This window comes from Sulfurospirillum sp. SCADC, from assembly GCF_000743525.1.
Classification (GTDB): Bacteria; Campylobacterota; Campylobacteria; order Campylobacterales; family Sulfurospirillaceae; genus Sulfurospirillum.
Genome location: NZ_JQGK01000015.1, coordinates 30,918 through 53,815, shown reverse-complemented (window position 1 = coordinate 53,815; position 22,898 = coordinate 30,918). Strand labels below are relative to the sequence as shown.

Below are 22,898 nucleotides of genomic sequence, written 5' to 3'. Positions count from 1 at the left end.
AAGAAAGAGCGTTATGTTAAAAATCGTCGAAATATTTTATTCTATCCAAGGCGAAGGCACGCAGGTCGGTGTTCCTTCCATTTTTATTCGTCTGCATGGGTGCAATCTCACCTGTAGTTTTTGCGATGAACTGTTGCACAAAGGGGCGTATGAGAGCCTTGCGTTTGATGCGATTTTAGAGCGCATCAAGGTGTACCCTTCGATGCACGTGATCATCACGGGTGGTGAGCCTACGATTTACAATCTCAATGGGTTTATTGAGTATTTGCAGGCGTACATGTACTCGGTGGCGGTGGAGACAAACGGTCATAATTTCTCCAATATTGCCAATGCAAATTGGGTAACATACAGCCCCAAAGAGTGGGATAATATTGAGAAACATGGTTACGATGAGGTCAAATTTGTGGTGAGTAAAAGCTCCGATGTGGAGAAAATCTTGGCGTTTAAAAGCTACAAACCCATCTTCATTCAACCGCAAAATGAGGTCGACCGACCCAATAAAGAGAACGTGAATTTCTGTGTGGAGTTTGTCAAAGCACATCCACAATTTATCTTAAGTGTGCAGTTGCACAAGTTTTTAGGAGTGGAATAATGGCTAAAATTGCTTCCAAAGCGTTGGTGGTTTTTAGTGGTGGGCAAGACAGTACGACCTGTCTGGGTTGGGCGAAGAACCGTTTTGATAGCGTTGAGAGCATTACGTTTGATTACGGGCAAAAGCATTGTGTGGAAATTGCGCAGGCGGAGAAGATCGCTAAGGCTTTACATGTAAAGAATACTCTTTTAAGTTTAGATGCCTTTTCACAGATCAATGACTCCGCGCTTATCGACGGAACACAAGACATTGGCGCGCACCACAAAACCCACACCAATCTTCCTGCCTCGTTTGTTCCCAATCGCAACGCGATCTTTTTTACCCTCGCACACGCGTTTGCACAAAAACAAGGGATAGAGCATATCATCATTGGGGTCAATCAGACCGATTATTCGGGGTATCCTGATTGCAGGGAACCCTTTGTTAAGGCATTGGAACTTGCCCTTAATCTTGGCAGTGAAGCGAACATTACATTTCACTCCCCTTTGATGCACCTTACCAAGGCTGAAACCTTTGAACTTTCAGCCCAAGAGGGCGTTTTGGAGCTTGTCATTGATGAGTCGCATACATGCTATAATGGTGACCACAGTGAAAAGCACGCATGGGGATATGGCTGTGGAAAATGCCCTGCCTGTGTACTGCGAAAAGCAGGATGGGAAGCCTACACACAATCGATTTAAATCTTTACATGTAAACATCTGCAAGGAGCAGTTAATGAGCGTCAAAGCCTCCTTTTTTAGTTTAACCATGTTGGTTTTGCTCGGTATGATTGCCTTTGAGTTTTACAACTGGAAAGAGGACCGCGAAGAGGTTGAAGCGCTCTCACAACACTACGCACAAGAGATGAGTGAAAACTTTAAACAGCTTATGCTGGACAAAGCGGAGCCTTACCGCAAGCAAACCTTAGATATTTCCGCCGCAAAACAAGTCATTGTGGCGGTCAAAAATCGTGATCAAACGTGGTTTGAAGACAATTTTGGAGGCTCGCTCAAGCAACTGAATGTCGATCTCTTTTTTCTTCTTGATCAAAACAAAATCCCCTTTTTTAATGAAACCAGTCAACCGTTTTTAAGCGATCTCTCTTCTTTATTTGCAGTAGATCAGCTCTCCTTGAACGATGCGTCGTTGAAGCACTTTTTTGTGAAGCGAGACGAAGGGTTGGTGGAGTTTTTTATAGCCCCCATTCATGACCTAGGTACTTCCATTGATGCCACGCATCCAGCAGAAGGGTTTTTGGTCATTGGCAAACTATGGGACATGGCATGGATGCAAAAGCTCAATAGCTATGGCATCGCTGAGATCAATTTTGGTAAAAAAATAGCAGAACCTTACACGATCATTCACGATCTTCCGCTCTTAGGCTTTGATGGGAAAACGGCAGTAACGCTCTACTTAAGCTCCAAAAATCAAATGGGGAAATATCTCGATGAGTACGCCATCCAAGATTTAAAGCTCAGTTTTGTGATCACCGCTTTGATGATGGTGGTTTTCATCGTTTTGATCATGAAGTTTATCTCTCTTCCGTTGCGCGACATTATGCTGGCACTTGAGCACAAAGACAAAACGATTTTACGAAAATACCTCCTTAAAGAGAACGAATACGGAGCCATCGCGACAGAACTGTGCGAATCCTTTGACGCTAAACATAAGCTCGAAGAGCTCAATGCCCACTTGGAGCAAAAGGTCGAACAAGAGGTTGAAAAAAGTCGACTCAAAGACAGAGTGCTGTTTCAACAAGCCAAGTTTGCAGCCCTTGGAGAGATGCTTAGCAGCATTGCGCATCAGTGGCGCCAACCGCTCAATACCATCAGTGTGGTTGTCAGTAAGATCTACCTAGAGAGCAAGATGGAAAAGTTGACGAAAGAGGGGCTTGAAGAGGAGATCATCAAGCTTCGAGAGCACATCGCACTGATGTCTTCTTTGATCGAGGAGTTCAAAGACTTTTTTTCACAAGAGGGTTCTAAGGTGGACTTTATGTTACGTAGATCGATTGAAGAGAGCATCAAGATCACCGATGGAGGACTCGCCAATAAAGATATGACGTTTGAGGTGGAGTGTCCCGAAGACATCGTCATTCATAACTTTAAAAAAGAGCTTTCGCATGTCCTTTTAGTGCTTATCAATAACGCCAAAGATGCCATTTTAAGGCGTGAAATTGCTCATGGAACGATTCGTATCAAAGGCTTTTTACAAGAGCAGAGCATTGTCATTGAGGTTTTAGATAATGCAGGTGGCGTGGAAGAGGCGCAGCTTCCCTATCTTTTCGACCCATTTTTCACAACCAAAGACCCCACAAGTGGCAGTGGGACGGGGCTTTACATCGCCAAGCAGATCATCGAGCAGAACATGCAAGGCTCTATTAGTGCGCGCAATGAACAAAGCGGACTGTGTATGCACATCGTCCTGCCACAGTCGTAGAAGAGGGTTTGAAACCCTCTTGGTTAGCTTGCTAGAAATTTAAACAGTGAGCTGCTCCAGTCATCTGTTCTTAGGACGGTTTGGTATGTTTTCACATCTTTTTCCAGTGCTTCAGCGCTCAGTTTCATCGCTCCATACACCGCAAAAATCCCTTTAAACTCCATACCCGTAAACAAAATCGTTGACTGCAAAGGTCTTAAGTATTCACTGAGCGTAAAGTTGTTGTAAAAGCCTGCTTGATATGCGTATTCGGGGGAACCTGCACTCACAACGATTTTGCTCTCTTTCCCTGCGAGTTTACTGCCTTCTGGTCCATACGCAAAGCCATACCCTAGCATTTTATCTTGCCACTCTTTTAACATAGCAGGAGCGCTGTACCAGTAGAGTGGAAATTGAAAGATGATGCGGTCAAATTGGACTAAGAGAGCTTGTTCTTTCGCCACATCAATGGCTTCGATGGTTTTATAGGTCGCATACAGATCGTGTACGGTGATGTGTGGTTCGTTTTGAATGCTCTGTATCAGCGCTTTATTGACGTTAGATTCCGCCATATTCGGATGGGCTAAAATAATTAATGTTTTTTTCATACGTTCTCCTTGAATAATTTGGAAAATATATACCTAAACGACTTATAATTACCTTAGAGAAAAAAAAGTAAGTAAAGAACAAAAATGGTTATTATGGTATAATTCAAAACAAGAGGTGAATAGTATGATAACAATTAACGAAAAAGAGTTCCACTGCCCTGTGGAGCTGACACTGAGCATCATCAATGACAAGAGTAAAATCTTTATCGTCTACATTTTGCTAAGCGGTCAAAAGCGGTTTAAAGAGATCTGTGAAGCATTCCCTCAGGTCACACAAAAAACCGTAACCCAAAAGCTCAAAGAGCTTGAAGCAGACCACATCATCGAACGAACCGTATTTGCAGAAGTCCCCCCACGCGTGGAATATGCACTCAGCCCCATCGGTTTAGAGCTTGAAAAAGTCTTGAACTCCATGTACGTTTTCGGTGAAGTATATGCCGTGAAATACGGTGGGAAAGAAGATATTCCATGCAAATGACCAATATCCCCTTCGCCACAACCGATTGGGAAAATATCGAAAAAGTAGAGCACAAAGGTGAAAGTGGCAGTGCGTTTTGGCGAACGAAGCAGTGTGGCGACATTCGTGTGCGCATGGTGGAATATACCGCAGGGTATAAAGCTGACCATTGGTGTCAAAAGGGGCATATTCTTTTGTGTTTAGAGGGTGAACTTTACACGGAGCTTGCAAATGGCGAAGTGCATCTTCTGAAGGCAGGCATGAGTTATGAAGTGGCGGATGAGACGATGGCACATCGCTCGTACACACCGTGTGGGGCGACGCTTTTTATTGTGGATTGATCTTTACATGTAAAGCTTATTCATCGAGTGTATTGGTGTCGATGCCCCCTTTTGCGAGTGCTTTTCGTGCTTTTTCGGCGAGCATTTCGTAATGCTTACGAAACTGTTCAATCTGATCTTCTTCGAGTTCTTCTAAATCAAGCAAAGCGTTGTGTGCTCCTTGCGTGACGCGAATCAGCTCATCGAGTTTGACCTGCATTGCTTCTGTGTCGCGATTTTGAGTGTTTTGAATGACAAAAACCATCATAAACGTGATAATCGTCGTTGTTGTGTTAATCACGAGTTGCCACGTATCGCTGTAGTCAAAAAAAGGTCCACTGATGAGCCAGACAACGATGAGCAAAATGGAGAGGGTAAAAGTGCTTGATTTACCCGTGAGCTTGGCAAGATACTTTGTAAAATTGGCATACCATGTTTTTGACTGCATGTGCATATCCTTTGCGCGGCTAGCGGTTGAGACTCTTTGTATCACATTGCGCAGCAGGCTACGCTTTTACTTCAATGCCCAGTGCGGCTAGTTCGTTTTCTGTGTAGGGAATCGGCGTTTTTTTACCGTCGGTTGTGACGTTCACGTAAGTGATGACAGCGCTCGTTACATGTAAACAGCGGTGTGTGCCTTCGATGGAGCGTTCGGCATTGACTTCGATGCGCACGGTAATCGATGTTTTGCCCACGGTGATGATCTTAGCGTAACAGCTCAGCACATCACCCACTTTGACGGCTTCGCGGAATTCCATCGATTGTACGGCAACCGTTACGACACGTCCCACGTTGAGATCACGTACCGCAAGACTTCCAGCGATGTCCATTTGCGACATGATCCAACCTCCGAAGATATTGCCAGAGGGGTTGGTGTCTTTTGGCATGGCGACGATTTTGATGCGAGGTTCACCCATTTGATACATATAAAACCTTTGTAAATGTCTAAAAGCTACGCTTTGTTCTGCGTATCATAATACAACATTGTTTGAAGGTAATTTAAATGAAAAATCAGATCCTACGCCTAAGCTACTTTGTATTTCAAGCATGGAGTTGTGCATCTTGAGGATGTAATTCACCAATGCAAGCCCAAGTCCCATCGAATTGTCCCACGAATGCGAGTTGGAGCGGTAGAACTTTTGGGTCACTTTTTCGATCTCGTCTTCTTTGATGCCCACGCCATTATCTTTTACATGTAACGCTCCCTCTTTGAGGTAAATCTCGATGGTATCGTCGGAGTATTTGAGGGCGTTGTCGATGAGATTGGAGATGACGATTTCGATCATCGTGCGATCTGCTGTAATGGGAAATGTCTCAGGAAGGGTGCAGACGATAGGGCGATTGTGATGTTTTTCCCTAAAGTTTTGCGCGATGTCTTGTGTCATTTTGACCACGTCAAACGTGCTGTTTTGTGTGGTAAAGTCGCCATTTTCAAATTTAGTGGTCAGCGTGAGACGGTCGATCATCCCAGAGATTTTTTGTCCATTTTGAACAATTTTACCTAAAAAGCGCTCCCTGATTTGTGGGTTTGCATGCGGATCATCCAGAAGCGTTTGCGCATAGCCCATAATGGAGGCAATAGGGTTTTTAAACTCATGGCTGATGGCTGAGATGACGTCGCTTCTTTGTTGACTTATGAGCTTGATTTTGGCAGTGTATTTGCGTTTTTGTTTCGCGCGTTTTTCCAATTTGGCTGCTAACTTTTTAAGGTAATTGGCAATCTCAAAAAACTCCAAACAGAAGTGCGATGATAGGCTGATTTTGTAGTCTTTATCGGCAATTTGTTGGAGATTTTCGACGATTTTGTCGATTTCGTGACGCACTTTTTGGCTGAACACATACGCGCCATAGAGTCCTGCTAAGATGTTAAGACCGAAGATAATGGTCAGTTTGAGCCACAGGTCGTAAAACGTGTGCATAATGGTGTCAATGTTGGTGGCGAGGCGTAAAAACACCGTGCGATCATTAAGTTTAAAACAGTGTGCTACGTATAAAAAATTGCTCTGCACTGAGTCAGAAAAACGCACCGAATGGGCAAATTCCATCTTTTGTGCTTTGATGATCTCTTCACGGCGTGCGTGGTTGTCCATCGTTTCATTGTCTTTGTCGCTATCAACCAGTACAGCACCTGTTTCATCAATGAGGGTAAAACGAATGTTTGAGCTCTCTTTGATCATCTTTGCAAACGCTTCAAGGTCTTCGACAGCAGGAAGTTGGTGTTTGATGATCTTGATGTGCGACTCAAGCTCCATTTGGTAGCGTTCAATGTTGTCGCTTTTAATCGTAAAATAACTGACTAAACCCGAAAGACATAAGGTACCAAGAAAAAGAGCGAGAAGGGCACGTGTAACGTGTTGATGCAGCATTAGCATAAGCTATATCCTACTCCCCAGATGGATTTGATGTACTCTTTCTCTTTGGTGGGGTCTATCTTTTGTTTGAGGCGATTGATGGCGACATTGACCGTTTTATCTTGAAAAAATTCATCGTTTTTCCAGACATGTTCGAGCAAAAATTCACGGCTTAAAACAGCGTTTTTATTTTCAATCATCGTTTTAAGCAGATCAAACTCCAGCTTGGTCAGCTCCACATCTTTGTCATTGACAGACAAGCGGTGTGCTTCAAGGTCTAAGATAAGATCGCGATAGGAGAGCGTGTTTTTGCTTTCAGGTGCGGTGCGTGCTAAGATAGCTTTGATGCGAAGCAACAGCTCTTTCATATTGTAAGGCTTTGTGACGTAGTCATCACAGCCTCTTAAAAATCCCTCTTCGATGTGGGTATCGCTGTTCTTGGCGGTGACGAAAATAACCGCTTGAGAGAACCCTTTTTTACGCAAGCTCTCTACAAATTCACTCCCTTCCACCCCCGGAAGGTTGCGGTCCACAATCAAAAGGTCGATGGGCTCTTCTTGCAGGCATTTTTCAACATTTTTACTGCTTAAAAAACCCAAGGTTTCGTAACCCTCTTTTTGAAGATGATACTCTAAAAGTTCGAGTAAATCTTCCTCATCTTCAATAATCAAAATAGTCTGTTTCATTTTACCTCATAATACACGAAAAATTCAAAGCGCTTAAAATGCGTGTTGCATTAATAGGTCTTCATCTCTCCGCCCACGCGCGCAAAGATCATTAATTGTACAATATTTACACTGCGATCTGCCATACGCTCCAACTTTCGCATGGTGCTGAGGATTTGGATAAAATCAGCTGATTGGTCGATCAGTTTTGCAATGTCGCTGAGGATGTTCTTTTCTAAAATAGAGTAAAGATCATCGCTTTTGCTCTCTTCCACTTTAACACGACGGTAGATGTCTTCGAGTGTCTCTGGGTCAGCAATTTCGATGGTGCTGATGGCTAATGTGACCGCTTTGATCGATGTTTTACACAAATGTATAGAGTATTCATGCAAAGAGACAAACGGTATATCGCCTTGAAGATGTTGCGCCATACGTTTACTAAATCCACGGATATTTTCAGCAATCTTGACCAGTTCATTGGTGATTTTAAGATACGCAACCATTTTACGTAAGTCTTTGGCTTCCGGTCCAAAAAGAGCAAGGGCGACAACAATTTCATTATCAATAGTATTGGCTCTGTTTTCAATGTTTTTAAGAAGGGTTTTTGCCGAGTCAAAACGAGATATATCTAAACTTTCCATACCGCAAAGAGCTTTTTCACTTGCCATAGAGATTTCAGCACCTAAATCAATCAACATTTTTTTGATCTCAATAAGTCTCTCTTCATATTTTTGAAGCATACGTTTTCCTTATAATAGTTTGCCATCATTGTAGTTTGAAATCATTACAATATGGTAACATAAAAACCCTCCTTGCGTTACCACATCGTAATCAGCTCACCATATAATCAGTCCAAAATAATAAACGTAAAGGAGCATTCATGGTAGATGTAGAAAAAACGTTAAGCCTCAAGTACCCTAGCATTGTCTATTATCCGAGTATTGTGAGAAATTTCGTTGTTTATCTCCTGAAAAAGCTGCTTCATCAAGATGAGATTAACGATTTTTTAATGCACGGAGAGGCGTATCGTGGGTTTGATTTTGTCGAAGCGGTGCTGGAGTATTTTAACTTTGGCTACACCATCTCTAATAAAGATAAAACCAATATCCCTTCTTCTGGTCGCATCATTATTATCGCAAATCACCCGTTAGGCGCACTGGACGCGTTGGCACTTATTTCACTGATCAAAGAGATACGAAGCGATGTGAAAGTACTGGCAAATGATGTGTTGATGCAGATTGAACCGCTTAGCGGATTGATCATTCCCATCGATAATCTTACAGGTGCAACGGCGAAAGAGTCGATCAAAAAAGTGTACGATGCGCTTGAGCGTGACGAAGCACTTATCGTCTTTCCTTCCGGTGAAGTCTCACGGGCTCAGCCAACAGGCATTAAAGATACGAAATGGAAAAAAGGCTTTTTAAAGTTTGCGCAAAAAACCAATTCACCTCTTTTACCCGTGTTTATTGATGCAAAAAATTCGCCACTTTTTTACACCCTTTCGATGATCAACAAAAAAATATCGACCTTTTTACTTGCCAGTGAGATGTTTAAAAAACGCTCCAAAGTGATCAGCTTTAAAATTGGCGAAATGATCACCTATAAAACGCTTCAAAGCTCAGGTTTTAGCGATACAACCTTGATTACGCTTTTGAAAAAACATCTTTATAAGATCAGTAAAGGTAAAAAGGGAATTTTTGCGACCCAAAGAGCGATTGCACATCCTGAAGAGCGTAAAGCCATACGCGCCGAACTTAAAAAATCGACCCTCTTAGGTCAAACGAGCGATGGCAAAAAGATCTATCTGTATGAGTATGAAGCAGGTTCCATTTTGATGAAAGAGATAGGTCGCTTGCGAGAGTTTACGTTTCGTAAAGTGGAAGAGGGAACGGGCGGAAAACGCGATGTGGACGCGTTTGATAAACACTACAAACACATCGTGCTCTGGGATGATGAAGAGCTTGAAGTCGTGGGCGCGTACCGCATTGGCGAAGCCAATTTTATCAATGAGTATTTTGGAATGGAAGGGTTTTATTCGCACAGTCTTTTTGAATTTGCCCCTGAATTTGAGCCTTATTTACACAATTCCATTGAGCTAGGGCGCAGTTTTGTTCAGCCACGTTATTGGGGCACACGCGCCCTTGATTATCTCTGGCAAGGCATTGGGGCGTACCTGTTTAAAAATCCGCATATTCGTTACATGTACGGTCCTGTGAGTTTAAGCGATGTCTACCCCAAAATCGCCAAAAATCTCATCATCACCTTCTATGCCCTCTACTTTGGCTCACCACAATCACTCGTGCTCGCACGCAACTCTTTTTTTATGAGTAAATTAGAAAAAGAAGAGGCGCAAGCGTTTTTCAAAGGCGATGACTATAAAGAGGATTTTGCAACACTCAAAGAGCAACTCTCGCACATGGATCTTAGCGTGCCAACGCTGTACAAACAGTATACTGAGCTCTGTGAAGAGGGCGGCATACTCTTTTTAGATTTTAACATTGACAAAGAGTTTGCTAATTGTGTGGATAGCTTTATTTTGGTGGACATTACTAAAATTAAAGAGGCTAAGAAGACGCGTTATATTAAAGGGGCATAATTTAATCCTTTACAAAAAGAACTAAAATATATATAATCATACTTATATAAAAGGATGATTATGAAAGAGATATTTAAAAAAATCCTCACTGATTTTATGGATAAAGAGATTGTGGGCATTTTGCCACGAGCGCAGAGCATTCCTTTAGAGAGTAAAAAAATTATCTCTCTCATTGGGGTGCGACGCAGTGGTAAAAGCTCCATTTTATTTGATGCGATACGCACACTAAGACTCACACATCCTAGAGAAAATGTACTGTATCTTAACTTTGAAGATGACAGGCTTTTTCCGCTCAAACTGGAACATCTGGATTTAATCCTTGAAGCCTACTTTGAAATGTACCCCACTAAAAGAGATGAAAAGATTTATCTTTTTTTAGATGAGGTGCAAGTGGTTGATGGCTGGGAATTGTATGTCAGACGCATTTACGATACGCTTAATCTCTCCATTTTTATAACAGGTTCCAGCGCAAAACTGCTCTCAAGCGAAATCGCCACAAGCCTTCGAGGTAGAACCCTAAGCTTTGAAATCTTTCCTTTTTCCTTTCGTGAATACCTTACATGTAAAGGTATCACAGTCAATCTCAATGCGTCAAAATCGCTCAGTTTTATCAAAAATGCACTGGATAGCTATCTTGTAGAGGGTGGTTTTGCTGAGACAATTGGAGAAGATGCTTTCATTTCACGGAAAATTTTGAGTGATTATCTTGAGCTGATTGTGTACAAAGACATTGCTCAAAGGCACAACATCACCAACGGAAGTTTGCTCAAGCATCTCACAAAATACTGCTTTACGAACATCGCTACGTTACTCAGTTTTACGAAACTTTACAATGAGTTCAAATCGCAAGGTTTCAAGCTTTCCAAAGATACGATTTTTAATTATATGTCGTACCTTGAAGATGCCTATGCGCTTTTTACGGTACCAATTTATCGAAATTCTATCAAAGAAGAGCAACGCAATCCCAAGAAAATTTACGCCGTAGACAGCGGATTTAAAAAGATTTACGATTATGCGCTCAGCCATGATAAAAGTAAACTGTATGAAAACGCTGTTTTTTTAGAACTCAGGCGACAGAGCAAAGATGTCTATTATTTCAAAGGGCATCACGAAGTTGATTTTTATGCCAAGATCGAAGGTAGGGAGTTTCTTTTAAATGTAAGTTATGAGCTCACGGATGCAAAAACACGCACGAGAGAATACGACGGACTTTTGGAAGCAATGGCATATTTTGGACTAAATGAGAGCTATCTTATCACCAAAGATGAAAAAAATGATGTGGTATTTGATGACAAAACCATCCATATCATTCCCTTGTATGCGTGGTTGTTGATGGTGCATAGCCAAGATAAAGTGTAGTTTTTAAATAACGAAACCAAACCCTAAAGTGGGCTTGGTTGCATGTAAGTTTTTAGGCAGTTTTAAATGCAGAAAGCGCGTTGCTGAGGCTGGTGGAGAGTTTGGCGAGGTGTTCGGCTGCGCTTGCGATCTCTTCGACGCTTCTGGCGTTGGTGGAGGTGAGTTTATGAATGGTGTTGACACGCTCCAGCATAACGTTGGCTTCGACACTTCCATGTTTGACCTCTTTTGCAGCACCTTCTGCAACGGTTGCGGTTTCATTCATACTGCTCACCGTTTTGAGCATCAACTGTTGTGTATTTTCAGCGCGCTGTCCGAGGGATTGAATCTCTTTGGCATTTTTCTTCATGAGATCGGACGTTGTATTGACCGATTGGGTGATGACCGCTACGGTGGCGTTACTTTCCACAAGGCTTTTTTGGACAAGAACTTCATTGGATGCGTTATTGAGCTCATTGGCGACATTTTGCATCACGGTACCTGCGTGCTCTGCATTCTTTTCACTGTCGTGTAAAATGCTAGCGACTTTTTTGGTAGTATTGACCGCATGATCAACCTCTTGATCGGTCTCTTCGGTGCGCTTTCCAATTTGAAGCGATGTTGAGGAGAGCTCTTCAGCCACGGCTGCATTTTCCATCGCGGTACGTTTGGCATTATCGATGGCGATGCGTAACTGCTCGAAAAGCGTGTTTACGGTGCGCATGATGTTAGCGATCTCGTCATTGCCTGTGATTGCAATAGGGTGGCTGAGGTCTTTGTTTTTCCCGATGTAGTCACACTCTTTGGCAGCATTGGAGAGTGAATTTTTAATTTTAGTCGTGATCACCCAGAAAAGAAACGCCGTTAAGCCTGAAACAAGCAGTGCCATGAGGATCCAAATTTTTTTGGCACCATCGAGAAGTTCGTGCTCCTCTTGTTCAATATCTTGGGCGAGGGCATCGGCATTTTTAGAGATAGAGATAAATGCGTCACGTCCTTTGTTGGTGAGTTCCATAAATTTCTTTCCCTCGGGTGTGGCAAGAAATTCGGCGGATGTGGTATCGTTTTTATACTGCTTAAGCATCTCAAAACGAGGCATGGCACTGACTCTAAAATCATCCGCTCCTTGTTAAATGTGATTTAAAAGAGCGATGTCTTTTTCCGCACTGAGCAGTGGTCTCAGTTCGTTAATATGCGCATCAAGTTTCTTTTGGATTGGAGATAACTTTCGATAAAGTGTTGTACATACGAGATTTGATTACCTCTAGAATACATCAAAAGCTCTGAGGTGTAGCGAGGGAGCTTCCCAATGTGTTGCACTTTCTTAACAGCTATCTCGGCGTCCCCTGCATGGGAAATCAGCAGGTAACTAAGCCCCATCGTGCCGATTAAAATAATAACCAATAAAAACATGAGTTTAGCGCGGATTGTCTGTAACATAAAATATCCCTTATAAATAACTTTTAATTTTTATATTATAGCTTTAAATGTGGTTTTTTTATGTGAGATTTTGTGTGAGGTATGGGAAATAGAGACGTTTACATGTAAGGTAAATCACCCTTGTTACGCAGGTTTGTGATAAGGGTGTCGTAAAAAATGACATAGATCAGGAGAGCATAAAACCTCGCATCGAGAGGCTGGCATTTTGGAAAAAAGGGGTGAGTATTTTTACCGTATCTTCTTCGCGTCTGGCACCTGCAATGTAGAGCAGTGGCAAATAGTGGTCGATGCTTGGATGCGCTGTTTTAAAATCAGGACATCGCTCTTCGATGCGCACTAAGCTTTCAACATCGTTACATGTAAAGGCTCGCTGGACAAAATCATCCACATTGTGAGCCCATGCAACCGCAGGTGCGTTCATATTGTAAAAATCAACCATGCCAAGATTGTGCGTGATGTTGCCACTTCCGATGATCATAATGCCCTCATCCCTGAGCACTTGGAGTTGCTCGCCGATCTTTACATGTAAAGGCAGTGGCAGGTTTTTGTTGAGGCTGAGTTGAATGACTGGGATGCTTGCTTTGGGAAAGAGAAAATGCAGTGGCATCCACGCACCATGATCCAAGCCTCGCTCGACTAAAGGGACATCCAAAAGCGTGGCGATGCGTTTTGAGAGCGTGTTGTTACTAGGCGATTGGTAGTTGATTTCGTACAGCGAAGGGGGAAATCCGTAAAAATCATACAACGTCTCATACGCAATGCCTGAGCTGATACTCACGGCTGTTTGGTTTGTGTACCAGTGTGCGGAGATGACCAAAATCGCTTTGGGCGTGGGGAGCTCTTTGCAAAGCGTTTCCAACGCTTCGGTGAAACGGTTTTCCAATACAAGATTCATCGGTGAGCCGTGTCCCACAAAGAGGCAAGGCATTGTAGCATTTGACATCACGTTTCCTTAGAGCGTTTTCAAAATAAGTGAGTTAAGCTTTTGCGTAGAGCAAAAAATGCTTCATAAAATTATAACGGACTCTTCCCAAAAAAATGATAATAACGAAGCATTTTAATCCTCTGTTTAGAAACAATTCGTAACCAAGTTGTAATCAAATTCCCTTACAATGACATTACCAAATTTTAGAAATGGAGTAAACAATGACTATCAAAACATGTGCAATTGCCCTTTTGAGTGTTGCAGCTTTGAGTGCAACTGCGAGTGCAAGAGATCAGATTAAAATTGTTGGATCATCAACCGTGTATCCTTTTACCAGCTATGTCGCTGAAGAGTTTAAAGCAACAACGGGCAATGCAACGCCTGTCGTTGAATCAACAGGAACCGGTGGCGGTATGAAGATTTTTTGTTCAGGTAATGGTCTTGATACACCTGATTTTACCAATGCTTCACGCCCTATGAAAGCGTCTGAATACAAAACATGCTTAGAAAATGGTGTTACAGACATCACGGGTATGATGGTAGGATTTGATGGTATCGCGTTTGCGCAATCTAAAACCAACGGTAAAATCAACTTTACACGTGAACAAATGTTCTTAGCATTGGCTGAGGAAGTTCCAAGTAAAGATGGCAAGTCACTCATTAAAAACCCATACAAAACATGGAATGAGATCGATGCGGCCCTTCCAAATAGAAAAATCACGGTATACGGTCCTCCAACCACATCTGGAACACGTGACTCATTTGATGAGATGGTAATGGAGCACAGTTCAAAGAAATTTGAAGCATATGGCGACAAAAAAGGTAAATATAAAGCCGTACGTCAAGACGGTGTGTTTGTTCCAGCAGGTGAAAATGACAACCTTATCGTTCAAAAACTCACAAAGGACACTGCAGCATTTGGTATCTTTGGTTACAGCTTCCTTGAAGAGAATGGCGATAAAATCAATGGCGCATCTGTTGATGGTGTTGAACCAGCATTTGATACAATCTCCGCTGCAAAATACCCTATCTCAAGAAGCCTTTACATCTACGCTAAAAACTCTCACCGTTCTCAAGTTAAAGGGATGGATGAGTTCTTGAAACTGTATGTTGATGCCAAAATGATCGGCTCAAAAGGTGTTCTTAAAACCATCGGTTTGGTTCCAATGACTGATGAAGATCTTAAAAAAGTACAAGCGGCTGTTTTAGCTAAAACAAAACTCACTGAAGAGATGGTTAAGAAAAATACCATCCTTCCATAAGCTTACATGTAAAACCGATGAGAGGCTTTTAGAGCCTCTCGCACCTCTTTTAAAAGGACTCTGGTGAGTACGCAAACACTCTATCTTATCTTTTTTGGTGGACTCTTTCCACTGATGTTTTTAGGTTACGTTTTAGGTCGACAAAAAGCCATCACGATTCGTTCACAAGGTATTAAAATGCATTCTCAACCTGACCAGTACGGTTGGTTTGGAGCTCTTTATACAGGACTTCCTATCATTACGGTTGGAGTTTGTGGAGTATTTTTATATCTTTTTGGCGTTCACGCCATTCCTCCAACGATGCTTTTAGCAGCAGCCCTTGGTGTGGGAGCACTCACCCTTGGACTCTTGGTTAAAAATATCCAAGGTACGACCAAAGCGCGCGACTTGGTAGAAGATTTGATTAAGGGAATGCTCTTCACCGCTTCCTTGGTTTCGGTGTTGACAACCTTTGGTATCTTGCTCTCTATCATCTTTGAAGCGCTTCATTTCTTCCAGATGCAAAGCTTTTTTCACTTCATCTTTGGCTTAGAGTGGTCCCCCGATACCGCCTTTTTAGAAGGTGCTGGTAGGGCAGATGCGAATGCAGCGGAGGCAAAATTTGGTGCCGTACCTATTTTTGCAGGAACCTTTTACATCACCGCTATTGCAATGGTCGTAGCGATTCCGATGGGACTGCTTTCTGCGATCTTTATGTCGGAGTATGCAACCCCACGCATCAGATCTCAAGTGAAGCCTTTTTTAGAGATACTTGCAGGTATTCCAACCGTTGTGTATGGCTTTTTTGCTGCTCTTACGGTTGCTCCCCTTATCGTCAAAATCTTTGCGGTGTTTGGCATCGAAGCACAGTATCAAAATGCGCTCTCTTCAGGCATTATTATGGGTATTATGATTATCCCGTTTATCTCTTCGCTCTCTGATGATGTCATCAGTTCTGTCCCTCAAAATATGCGCAATGGTGCGTATGCGCTGGGAATGAACAAAGCAGAGACGATTCGTTTTGTTGTATTACCTTCTGCAATGCCCGGTATCATCGCTTCGATCCTTCTTGGTATTTCACGTGCCCTTGGAGAGACAATGATCGTTGTTATGGCAGCAGGACTAAGACCAAACTTAACGTGGAATCCACTCGAAGATATGACGACCGTTACGGTTAAAATCGTTGAATCGCTCACAGGCGATCAAGAGTTTAACAACCCACTAACCCTCTCCGCTTTTGCGCTGGGTTTGGTGCTTTTTGTGGTGACGTTGGTGATTAACATTATCTCGGTCAGCACTATTCGTAAGTTCCACCGAAAATACAAAGTTTCAACGCTTTAAAGGGCAGATATGAAAGAGCAAAACGACAACTATTTTTACATACCACAGATCAAAAGACGTAACCAAAAAGCAGCTCTTTTTAAAGGGGCGACGATTATGGCGATTGTCTTTTCTGTCTCTTTTTTGATCTTTTTTTTGGTGGATTTAGGCAGATCGGGCTACCCTGCCTTTTTTCAAACCTACGTCAAGATGGAAGTGACCATCAATGAAGAAACTGTGGAAAATCCTTATGCTGCGGTGAAGGGTAAAAACCTTAAAATCGCCAGTCGCGCATGGCTTAGAGATCTTCCTAGCGAAGTCAAGCAAAATCCAACATGGATGAATACGACTAGGGAACACTGGGTACTCGCCAACTCTGAGGTCGACCAATACGTCAAAGGCAAAGAGTCACGCACGAAACAAAATGATCGTGATTATGTGGATGAACTCAAAGAAAAAGGGTTCGTTGAACTAAAATTCAACACCATTTTTCTCACCACAGGTGATTCAAAAATCCCTGAAAATTCAGGTATCTACTCTTCCATCATTGGAACGGTAATGACCATTATCGTCACGATGTTGATCGCGTTTCCCATCGGTGTCATGACTGCCATTTACCTTGAAGAGTTTGCTCCGGATAATCGCTGGACACAGATCATTGAGGTGAATATCAATAACCTTGCCGCGATTCCTTCTATTTTGTTTGGTCTTTTAGGCTTGGCAATTTTTATCAACTTCTTTGGGGTTCCTAGAAGCTCACCGTTGGTAGGCGGTATGACCTTAGCGCTCATGTGTCTGCCGGTCATCATCGTAAGCTCTAAAGCATCCCTCAAATCCGTTCCTGCAAGCATTCGCCAAGCAGGTTTTGGTCTGGGATTGACCAAATGGCAGATCGTGCGAGATCATGTTTTACCGTTGGCGATGCCAGGCATTATGACAGGCTCCATCATCTCCATTGCACATGCTTTGGGCGAGACGGCACCTTTGATTATTGTCGGTATGATCGCGTTTGTTCCCGATGCGGCGACGAGTTTTACCGACGCTGCTACCGTGCTTCCTGCACAAATCTTTACATGGGCGGGCATGCCTGAAAAAGCCTACTTGGAGCGTACTGCTGCAGGTATCATCGTTCTTTTAGCGGTACTTCTTTCGATGAATGCTGGCGCCGTGTACCTTAGAAAAAAATTTGAAAGAAAGTGGTAATGACAATGGAAAATGGTTTTATTCACACAACCTTTAACGATCGTGATGAGACTCCTGAAATTGCAGAGAGTATCAAAATAGAGGTCAAAAACCTCGATCTTTTTTACGGCGATAAACAAGCCCTCAATAGCATTAATATGGATATTTACACAAAAAAAATCACAGCCCTCATAGGACCGAGTGGTTGTGGTAAGTCTACATTTTTACGCTGCATCAACCGTATGAATGACTTGGTTCCTAACTGTAGGGTCGAGGGGTTTATCGGCATTGATGGACACGATGTATACGATAAAGACATCGACGTGGTTGCGGTTCGAAAACGCGTTGGTATGGTGTTTCAACAACCCAATCCTTTTCCTAAAAGCATCTATGAAAACATCGCATATGCTCCTTTGATGCACGACATCGTGAAAAAAGGCAAAGAGTGCGATGAACTTGTTGAGCGCTCTTTAAAAGGTGCTAACCTTTGGGAAGAGGTTAAAGATAAACTGAGAGATCCAGGAACAGCACTCTCAGGCGGACAGCAACAACGTTTGTGTATCGCACGTGCGATTGCGGTTGAACCCGATGTCATCTTGATGGATGAGCCAACCTCTGCACTTGATCCAATTTCAACGGAGAAGATTGAAAACTTGATGCTGGATCTCAAGAAAAATTACACGATCGTTATCGTGACGCACAACATGCAACAAGCAGCGCGTATCGCAGACTACACTGCGTTTTTTCACATGGGCAATCTCATCGAATACAGTGATGCTAAAACACTCTTTGTTAACCCTAAAGAGAAGAAAACAGAAGACTACATCACAGGACGCTTTGGATAAATAGCGCTTACATGTAAAGCGCTTTAGGCTTTACATGTAATAGACTTCGTGCAAAACTCATTTTGCACGAAGAAAAAGCACCCAAGGTGCGTGGGCACTCCGCCAAGGAGAACCCAGTGTTAGCGTAGTCTTTAGAGCTTTGCTTTAAAGATGTGTAAAGAGTTTTGGAAGAACTCTCATGAAGGAATACCTGTGAATCGTTTTTCTCCCCTGCAACTACTTCTCTTGCTCAGCTTTCTTCTCGCGAGCAGTGTCATCGTTCAGTTTTTGCTTCCAAGCCAAGGCATTTCAGCCCCTGCACTGTATCAAAGTGAAGCGAACATCCATGCCATCAATCCTAGCATTATGCGTCTGAAGTTGGACATCAAAGAGTATTTGATGGTGCAAGATGATAAATACCTGCGTGATTTTGATGCGGAAGCTGCGAAATTGGCTGAGAGCTTAACCAAGCTTAGCCAAGAGCCTTTAGTGCGTCAAAGCAGTGCGATGCAAAAAGGCGTAAGCGCTTTGATCAGTGATCTGAAAACGTACGAGCAATCGTTTAAAAGGATCGTACCACTAGAGAAGGAGAATGCGAATATTGAAGGCTCAGTGTTTGCAAAATACAACACCCTTTTAGAAGAGCACCCCAACAAAATTCTGTTTCAATCGTTTATGGACAATGACCCGATGAGCGGCAACAGCGCAGCATACTTGCTGGACGCTCTTTTAAAGTATAAAATTTCTGTGACCTCTTTTATGCTCAACAACAACGACTTTTTCCTCATTCGCATCAAAGAGCTTAAAGATGAGATCGAAAAACATGCTAACAAAATTGAAGTGGTTGTGGACAATAAAGAGAGCCTCAAACGCATCAAACTCTTTAAAGAGGCATTTGCTCTCTACGCCCAAGGGTTCGAGCAGATCGCACGCAATTCACAGGCAAAAAAAGCCATCTTGAGCACAACCTTTGATGAGCTGCTTCCTCGAATGAATGAAAATGCGCAGACCTTGAGCAGCCTCATAGAAAAGACGCAAACCAAAGAGGGGATGAATGAGCTGATGGACGCCTCTTGGGTTTCAAAATTTTCGCTGTTCATCTTCTGTATCGTCAGCTTTTGTGCTGGGATGATCACACTGCTCTTTTTCAAACGCAAAGGCACTTAAACGTTTTACATGTAAATCTATTGTCGCTTTTGCAAGAGCGCATTGAGCGCATCGGCGAAGGCTCGCTTTTGTTTTTCACCAATCGCACTAGGACCACCGGTGATTTCACCTGCATCGCGGAGTTCTTGCATTAAATTGCGCATCGCAAGTAAGCTTTTGATGTTGCTTTCATCGTAAATCGTGCCGCGTGGATCAAGCGCAATCACCCCTTTGCTCACCAGTCTGTCGGCTAGGGGAATGTCTGCGGTGATCACCAAGTCGCCTTCCTCTGCGTGTTCGACGATGTAGTGATCGGCTTCATCGGCACCTTGGGAGACGATGATCATTGAAAGTAGCGGCGAATTTTGCAAGGGTATTTTTTTATTTGCCACAAAATGGGTGGTAATGTTACGCTTAAAGACTGCACGAAGCAAAATCTCTTTAAGCGCGTTGGGAAAAGCATCGGCGTCAACGTAGATCATTGGCTTACCTGTTTCTTCTTTTCTCGACGTATTCACGAGGGGCATTCTCCCTGCGACGCGGTTGACCTTGGGGTTTTGAGCCACGCCCTTGTTGAATCGGTTCTGCTTTAATGTCAGGATTGGGCTCAAATCCTTCGATGATTTCACGTTTAAACTTACGGTTGATCAGTTTTTCAATGCCTGCAAGGTACTCATGCTCATCGACACACACGAGGGAAATCGCTTCGCCATTGTTGCCCGCACGTCCGGTTCGTCCGATGCGGTGAACGTAATCTTCCGCAATGTTAGGCAGTTCAAGATTGATGACGTGTGGGAGTTGGTCGATGTCGAGCCCACGTGCGGCGATGTCGGTTGCGACGAGCACTTTGACCGAGCCATTTTTAAAATCAGCGAGCGCTTTGGTACGAGCACCTTGGCTTTTATTGCCATGAATTGCCGCAGAGCTGATGTTGATCTTCGCAAGGTATTCAGAGACTTTGTTTGCATGGTGTTTGGTTCTCGTAAAAACCAAAAGCTGCTCCCATTTATTCTCCTGAATCAGCTTGGCAAGCAGGGCAGTTTTACGCTTGCAATCGACCATAATCACACGTTGGTTCACGAGTTCACTCGATGTATTGCGACGCGCTACTTCGACGATGACCGGATTTTTCAAGATCGATTGGCAGAGTTTTTTGATCTCATCGGAGTAGGTTGCTGAAAAAAGGAGATTTTGACGCTTGGTTGGAAGTAACGAAATCACACGGCGAATATCTTTGATAAAGCCCATATCGAGCATACGATCGGCTTCATCGAGGACTAAGGTTTCAACGTGCTTCAGATCAATCGTACCTTGGGAAACGTGGTCGAGTAAACGCCCAGGGGTTGCAACCAAAATGTCGATGCCAGAACGCAACATCTGAATTTGAGGGTTAATGCTCACCCCTCCAAAGATGACCGCACTTTTATACGGAAGGTATTTGCCATACGCTTTGACACTCTCTTGCACTTGCGCGGCAAGTTCTCTCGTGGGTGTTAAGATGAGCACACGCAAAATGGGTCTGGCTTTGTTATGGGGTTTTTGGGAGAGAAGTTCTAAAATGGGCAGGGTAAAACCAGCGGTTTTTCCCGTACCCGTTTGCGCACCTGCAAGCATGTCGCGACCCTCTAATATGGAGGGAATCGCTTTTTCTTGCACGGGTGTTGGGGTCGTATAGCCTTCATCGTGAATCGCTTTGAGAAGAGAGGCATTAAGTTTTAAATCTGAAAATAACATTGATTTTGGGTTTCCTTTTGGGTTGTTCATTGTGTCACAGGAGGTGATCTTAACAGAGTTTTACATGTAAACATTGCCTAGTAAAGACTAGGGATAAAATAGAGAGAAGAGTTCGTACCTAACGTACGAAGCCTTCAAAAACTACAGCAGCATTCCTCGAATCATAAAGTAAAATATAGTGGCTAAAAGAGCAGAAGCAGGAACCGTAATGAGCCATGCCGCAAGGATCATTTTAAGTGCAGAGCGTTTGACCAGTTCATGTTTACGAACGGCTTTAATGGCTTTTTTCTCAACTTTACTCAGTTCTAATTCACCTTCATAAATATGGCTAATGATAGCCTTTTCTTCATTAATTTTACTCATGAGTGTTTTGACTAAGATAGGATCTACTTTTTTGAGTTTGCCAAGCGATTCAAGTGAGTGTTTGTACTCTTCAAGCTTTTGCATCTCATCATCCAGTTTGTGTTGCTTCAGATCCTCTTCGGTCAGTTTAATGGGATCTTTCATCAAATATTCACGTAAAAACCCCACGCCAAAGACAGCGCCTACGGCAATGTGGGTTGAGCTGACAGGTAACCCCATTTGCGAAGCGATGATGACCGTGAGTGCTGCTGACATCGCGACACAAAACGCGCGAATTTGATCCAGTTCCGTGATCTCGCTGCCAACGGTTTTAATAAGACGTGGTCCATACAATCCAAGTCCCACGATAATACCAGAAGCTCCAAGGAGCATCACCCAAATCGGAATCCCTGCGGTCGAGGAGATACTTCCAGTTGTCAACGCATCGTAAATACCGGCTAAAGGTCCAATGGCATTGGCGACATCGTTAGCGCCATGGGCAAAACTTAAGAGGGCTGCGGAGAAGATAAGGGGAATATTGAAATAACTGTTGATGGAGTCTCGGGTATTGGGCATCTCTTCTTTGCGTGCGATGGAGGATTTGACAAGAAAAAAGGTGATGATCGCTAAAATAAAACTGATGGCTGAAGCCGTAAGAAAGTTTACTTTAACAATCTGCTGAACCCCTTTGAGGATGATGTAGGTACCAAAAGACCAGGTCATAATGGCGATCATCCATGGCACCACTTTGCGTGCTGCTTCTTGCATATTGTCTTGGTAGATAACCGTTTGTTTGATAAAATAGAGAAATCCTGCCGCCACAATGCCACCCAGAAAGGGTGAGAGCACCCAACTAAAGACAATTTCACCCATTTTAGACCAGTTCACAACATCAAATCCCGCTGCGGCAATACCAGCACCTGCTACACCTCCCACAATCGCGTGCGTGGTGGAAACGGGTGCGCCAAAAGCAGTAGCAAGGTTCAGCCAAATAGCCCCTGCGAGTAACGCCGCCATCATCAGCCAAATAAAGGTGTTGGTATCGTGAATCATTTTAGGGTCAATGATGCCATTTTTGATGGTGCCCACAACGTCACCCCCTGCGATAAGTGAGCCTGCTGCTTCAAAAATCGCCGCGATGATGACCGCGCCAAAAATGGTGATGGCTTGCGCCCCAACGGCTGGCCCTACGTTGTTGGCAACATCATTGGCTCCAATGTTGATCGCCATGTATCCACCAAAAATAGCGGTGATGATCAGAATATTTTTGTTGGGGAGGTCATTGGAGAGAGTGGAAACATACCAGATAACAAGGAGAATAAACGTGATAGCACCGATAAGTTTGATGAGGTCATTGAGCCCGAATCCCTCAGCTTTTTGAACATCTTTGATGGATTTTAACTCCATACATTTCCTTTTT

The 22,898-nt window shown here is 43.2% G+C and carries 24 protein-coding genes and 1 pseudogene; 13 read left to right on the top strand and 12 right to left on the bottom strand.

What is annotated here, in order from left to right; translation table 11 throughout:
* Positions 1-13: 13 nt before the first annotated feature.
* The 3 genes from JU57_RS10155 to JU57_RS10145 are packed head-to-tail and all read left to right on the top strand — an operon-like array spanning position 14 to position 3,010.
* Positions 14-592 (top strand): 7-carboxy-7-deazaguanine synthase QueE, encoded by a 579-nt coding sequence (locus JU57_RS10155; RefSeq protein WP_037960508.1) that lies wholly within the window; start codon positions 14-16, stop codon positions 590-592.
* On the top strand, positions 592-1,272 hold the full coding sequence (queC, locus tag JU57_RS10150) for a 7-cyano-7-deazaguanine synthase QueC (RefSeq protein ID WP_037960503.1): 681 nt from the start codon (positions 592-594) through the stop codon (positions 1,270-1,272). Before JU57_RS10155 ends, queC begins: the two co-directional genes overlap by 1 nt.
* Positions 1,181-3,010 carry a HAMP domain-containing sensor histidine kinase gene (locus JU57_RS10145; RefSeq protein WP_294877075.1) on the top strand — a complete coding sequence of 610 codons (1,830 nt, stop codon included), beginning with the start codon at positions 1,181-1,183 and terminating at the stop codon, positions 3,008-3,010. Before queC ends, JU57_RS10145 begins: the two co-directional genes overlap by 92 nt.
* A gap of 23 nt (positions 3,011-3,033) precedes the next feature.
* Here JU57_RS10145 and JU57_RS10140 read toward each other — a convergent pair whose 3' ends face one another.
* Entirely contained in the window at positions 3,034-3,597 is a 564-nt protein-coding gene (locus tag JU57_RS10140; RefSeq protein ID WP_037960499.1) for an NAD(P)H-dependent oxidoreductase, read from the bottom strand.
* A gap of 124 nt (positions 3,598-3,721) precedes the next feature.
* Here JU57_RS10140 and JU57_RS10135 point away from each other — a divergent pair, with 124 nt between their 5' ends.
* Both JU57_RS10135 and JU57_RS10130 read left to right on the top strand, forming a co-directional pair.
* Positions 3,722-4,075 (top strand): helix-turn-helix domain-containing protein, encoded by a 354-nt coding sequence (locus JU57_RS10135; RefSeq protein WP_037960497.1) that lies wholly within the window; start codon positions 3,722-3,724, stop codon positions 4,073-4,075.
* Positions 4,066-4,395, top strand: a complete 330-nt coding sequence (locus tag JU57_RS10130; protein WP_037960494.1) for a DHCW motif cupin fold protein — start codon at positions 4,066-4,068, stop codon at positions 4,393-4,395. Before JU57_RS10135 ends, JU57_RS10130 begins: the two co-directional genes overlap by 10 nt.
* A gap of 16 nt (positions 4,396-4,411) precedes the next feature.
* Here the strand turns inward: JU57_RS10130 and JU57_RS10125 are convergent, their stop codons facing one another.
* From JU57_RS10125 to JU57_RS10105, 5 genes are read right to left on the bottom strand one after another with little or no spacing between them, the layout of a single operon-like run.
* The gene (locus tag JU57_RS10125) at positions 4,412-4,822 is read right to left on the bottom strand and encodes a low affinity iron permease family protein (protein ID WP_037960490.1); all 411 of its coding nucleotides are present in this window, start codon (positions 4,820-4,822) and stop codon (positions 4,412-4,414) included.
* A gap of 58 nt (positions 4,823-4,880) precedes the next feature.
* Positions 4,881-5,300 carry an acyl-CoA thioesterase gene (locus JU57_RS10120; RefSeq protein WP_037960487.1) on the bottom strand — a complete coding sequence of 140 codons (420 nt, stop codon included), beginning with the start codon at positions 5,298-5,300 and terminating at the stop codon, positions 4,881-4,883.
* 45 nt (positions 5,301-5,345) lie between these two features.
* Positions 5,346-6,746 (bottom strand): HAMP domain-containing sensor histidine kinase, encoded by a 1,401-nt coding sequence (locus JU57_RS10115; protein WP_037960485.1) that lies wholly within the window; start codon positions 6,744-6,746, stop codon positions 5,346-5,348.
* Entirely contained in the window at positions 6,740-7,411 is a 672-nt protein-coding gene (locus JU57_RS10110; RefSeq protein ID WP_037960481.1) for a response regulator transcription factor, read from the bottom strand. The genes JU57_RS10115 and JU57_RS10110 overlap by 7 nt, the downstream gene beginning before the upstream one ends.
* Positions 7,412-7,461: 50 nt before the next feature.
* A complete protein-coding gene (locus tag JU57_RS10105; RefSeq protein ID WP_037960479.1) occupies positions 7,462-8,130 on the bottom strand; it encodes a phosphate uptake regulator PhoU in 669 nt (222 codons plus the stop codon).
* A gap of 140 nt (positions 8,131-8,270) precedes the next feature.
* Between JU57_RS10105 and JU57_RS10100 the strand changes: the two genes are divergently transcribed.
* Both JU57_RS10100 and JU57_RS10095 read left to right on the top strand, forming a co-directional pair.
* Positions 8,271-9,986 (top strand): lysophospholipid acyltransferase family protein, encoded by a 1,716-nt coding sequence (locus tag JU57_RS10100; RefSeq protein ID WP_037960471.1) that lies wholly within the window; start codon positions 8,271-8,273, stop codon positions 9,984-9,986.
* A gap of 60 nt (positions 9,987-10,046) precedes the next feature.
* Positions 10,047-11,345, top strand: a complete 1,299-nt coding sequence (locus tag JU57_RS10095; protein ID WP_037960468.1) for an ATP-binding protein — start codon at positions 10,047-10,049, stop codon at positions 11,343-11,345.
* A gap of 52 nt (positions 11,346-11,397) precedes the next feature.
* Here JU57_RS10095 and JU57_RS10090 read toward each other — a convergent pair whose 3' ends face one another.
* From JU57_RS10090 to JU57_RS10085, 3 genes are all read right to left on the bottom strand, one after another.
* The gene (locus JU57_RS10090) at positions 11,398-12,423 is read right to left on the bottom strand and encodes a HAMP domain-containing protein (protein ID WP_051906802.1); all 1,026 of its coding nucleotides are present in this window, start codon (positions 12,421-12,423) and stop codon (positions 11,398-11,400) included.
* 80 nt (positions 12,424-12,503) lie between these two features.
* Positions 12,504-12,764, bottom strand: a complete 261-nt coding sequence (locus JU57_RS13805) for a hypothetical protein (protein ID WP_051906800.1) — start codon at positions 12,762-12,764, stop codon at positions 12,504-12,506.
* Positions 12,765-12,930: 166 nt separating this feature from the next.
* The gene (locus JU57_RS10085; protein ID WP_037960465.1) at positions 12,931-13,707 is read right to left on the bottom strand and encodes a class III extradiol ring-cleavage dioxygenase; all 777 of its coding nucleotides are present in this window, start codon (positions 13,705-13,707) and stop codon (positions 12,931-12,933) included.
* A 203-nt stretch (positions 13,708-13,910) separates the two neighbouring features.
* Here JU57_RS10085 and JU57_RS10080 point away from each other — a divergent pair, with 203 nt between their 5' ends.
* The 6 genes and pseudogenes from JU57_RS10080 (at position 13,911) to JU57_RS10060 (ending at position 19,423) form a co-directional block, all read left to right on the top strand.
* The gene (locus tag JU57_RS10080) at positions 13,911-14,951 is read left to right on the top strand and encodes a PstS family phosphate ABC transporter substrate-binding protein (RefSeq protein WP_037960463.1); all 1,041 of its coding nucleotides are present in this window, start codon (positions 13,911-13,913) and stop codon (positions 14,949-14,951) included.
* Between the two features lie 114 nt (positions 14,952-15,065).
* Positions 15,066-15,185: pseudogene (locus JU57_RS14120) on the top strand (phosphate ABC transporter permease family protein); the annotation flags it as partial.
* 153 nt (positions 15,186-15,338) lie between these two features.
* Positions 15,339-16,271, top strand: a complete 933-nt coding sequence (gene pstC / locus JU57_RS10075; RefSeq protein ID WP_294877108.1) for a phosphate ABC transporter permease subunit PstC — start codon at positions 15,339-15,341, stop codon at positions 16,269-16,271.
* A 9-nt stretch (positions 16,272-16,280) separates the two neighbouring features.
* Positions 16,281-17,453, top strand: coding sequence for a phosphate ABC transporter permease PstA (gene pstA, locus JU57_RS10070; protein WP_051906799.1), 1,173 nt, complete (start codon positions 16,281-16,283; stop codon positions 17,451-17,453).
* The gene (gene pstB, locus JU57_RS10065; protein WP_294877066.1) at positions 17,453-18,277 is read left to right on the top strand and encodes a phosphate ABC transporter ATP-binding protein PstB; all 825 of its coding nucleotides are present in this window, start codon (positions 17,453-17,455) and stop codon (positions 18,275-18,277) included. Before pstA ends, pstB begins: the two co-directional genes overlap by 1 nt.
* Positions 18,278-18,469: 192 nt before the next feature.
* Entirely contained in the window at positions 18,470-19,423 is a 954-nt protein-coding gene (locus tag JU57_RS10060) for a hypothetical protein (RefSeq protein ID WP_037960459.1), read from the top strand.
* Positions 19,424-19,440: 17 nt separating this feature from the next.
* Here the strand turns inward: JU57_RS10060 and JU57_RS10055 are convergent, their stop codons facing one another.
* From JU57_RS10055 to JU57_RS10045, 3 genes are all read right to left on the bottom strand, one after another.
* Entirely contained in the window at positions 19,441-19,884 is a 444-nt protein-coding gene (locus JU57_RS10055) for a YaiI/YqxD family protein (protein WP_037960457.1), read from the bottom strand.
* A 4-nt stretch (positions 19,885-19,888) separates the two neighbouring features.
* On the bottom strand, positions 19,889-21,136 hold the full coding sequence (locus JU57_RS10050; protein ID WP_037960453.1) for a DEAD/DEAH box helicase: 1,248 nt from the start codon (positions 21,134-21,136) through the stop codon (positions 19,889-19,891).
* Positions 21,137-21,277: 141 nt separating this feature from the next.
* The gene (locus JU57_RS10045; RefSeq protein ID WP_037960451.1) at positions 21,278-22,885 is read right to left on the bottom strand and encodes an inorganic phosphate transporter; all 1,608 of its coding nucleotides are present in this window, start codon (positions 22,883-22,885) and stop codon (positions 21,278-21,280) included.
* Positions 22,886-22,898: the final 13 nt, after the last annotated feature.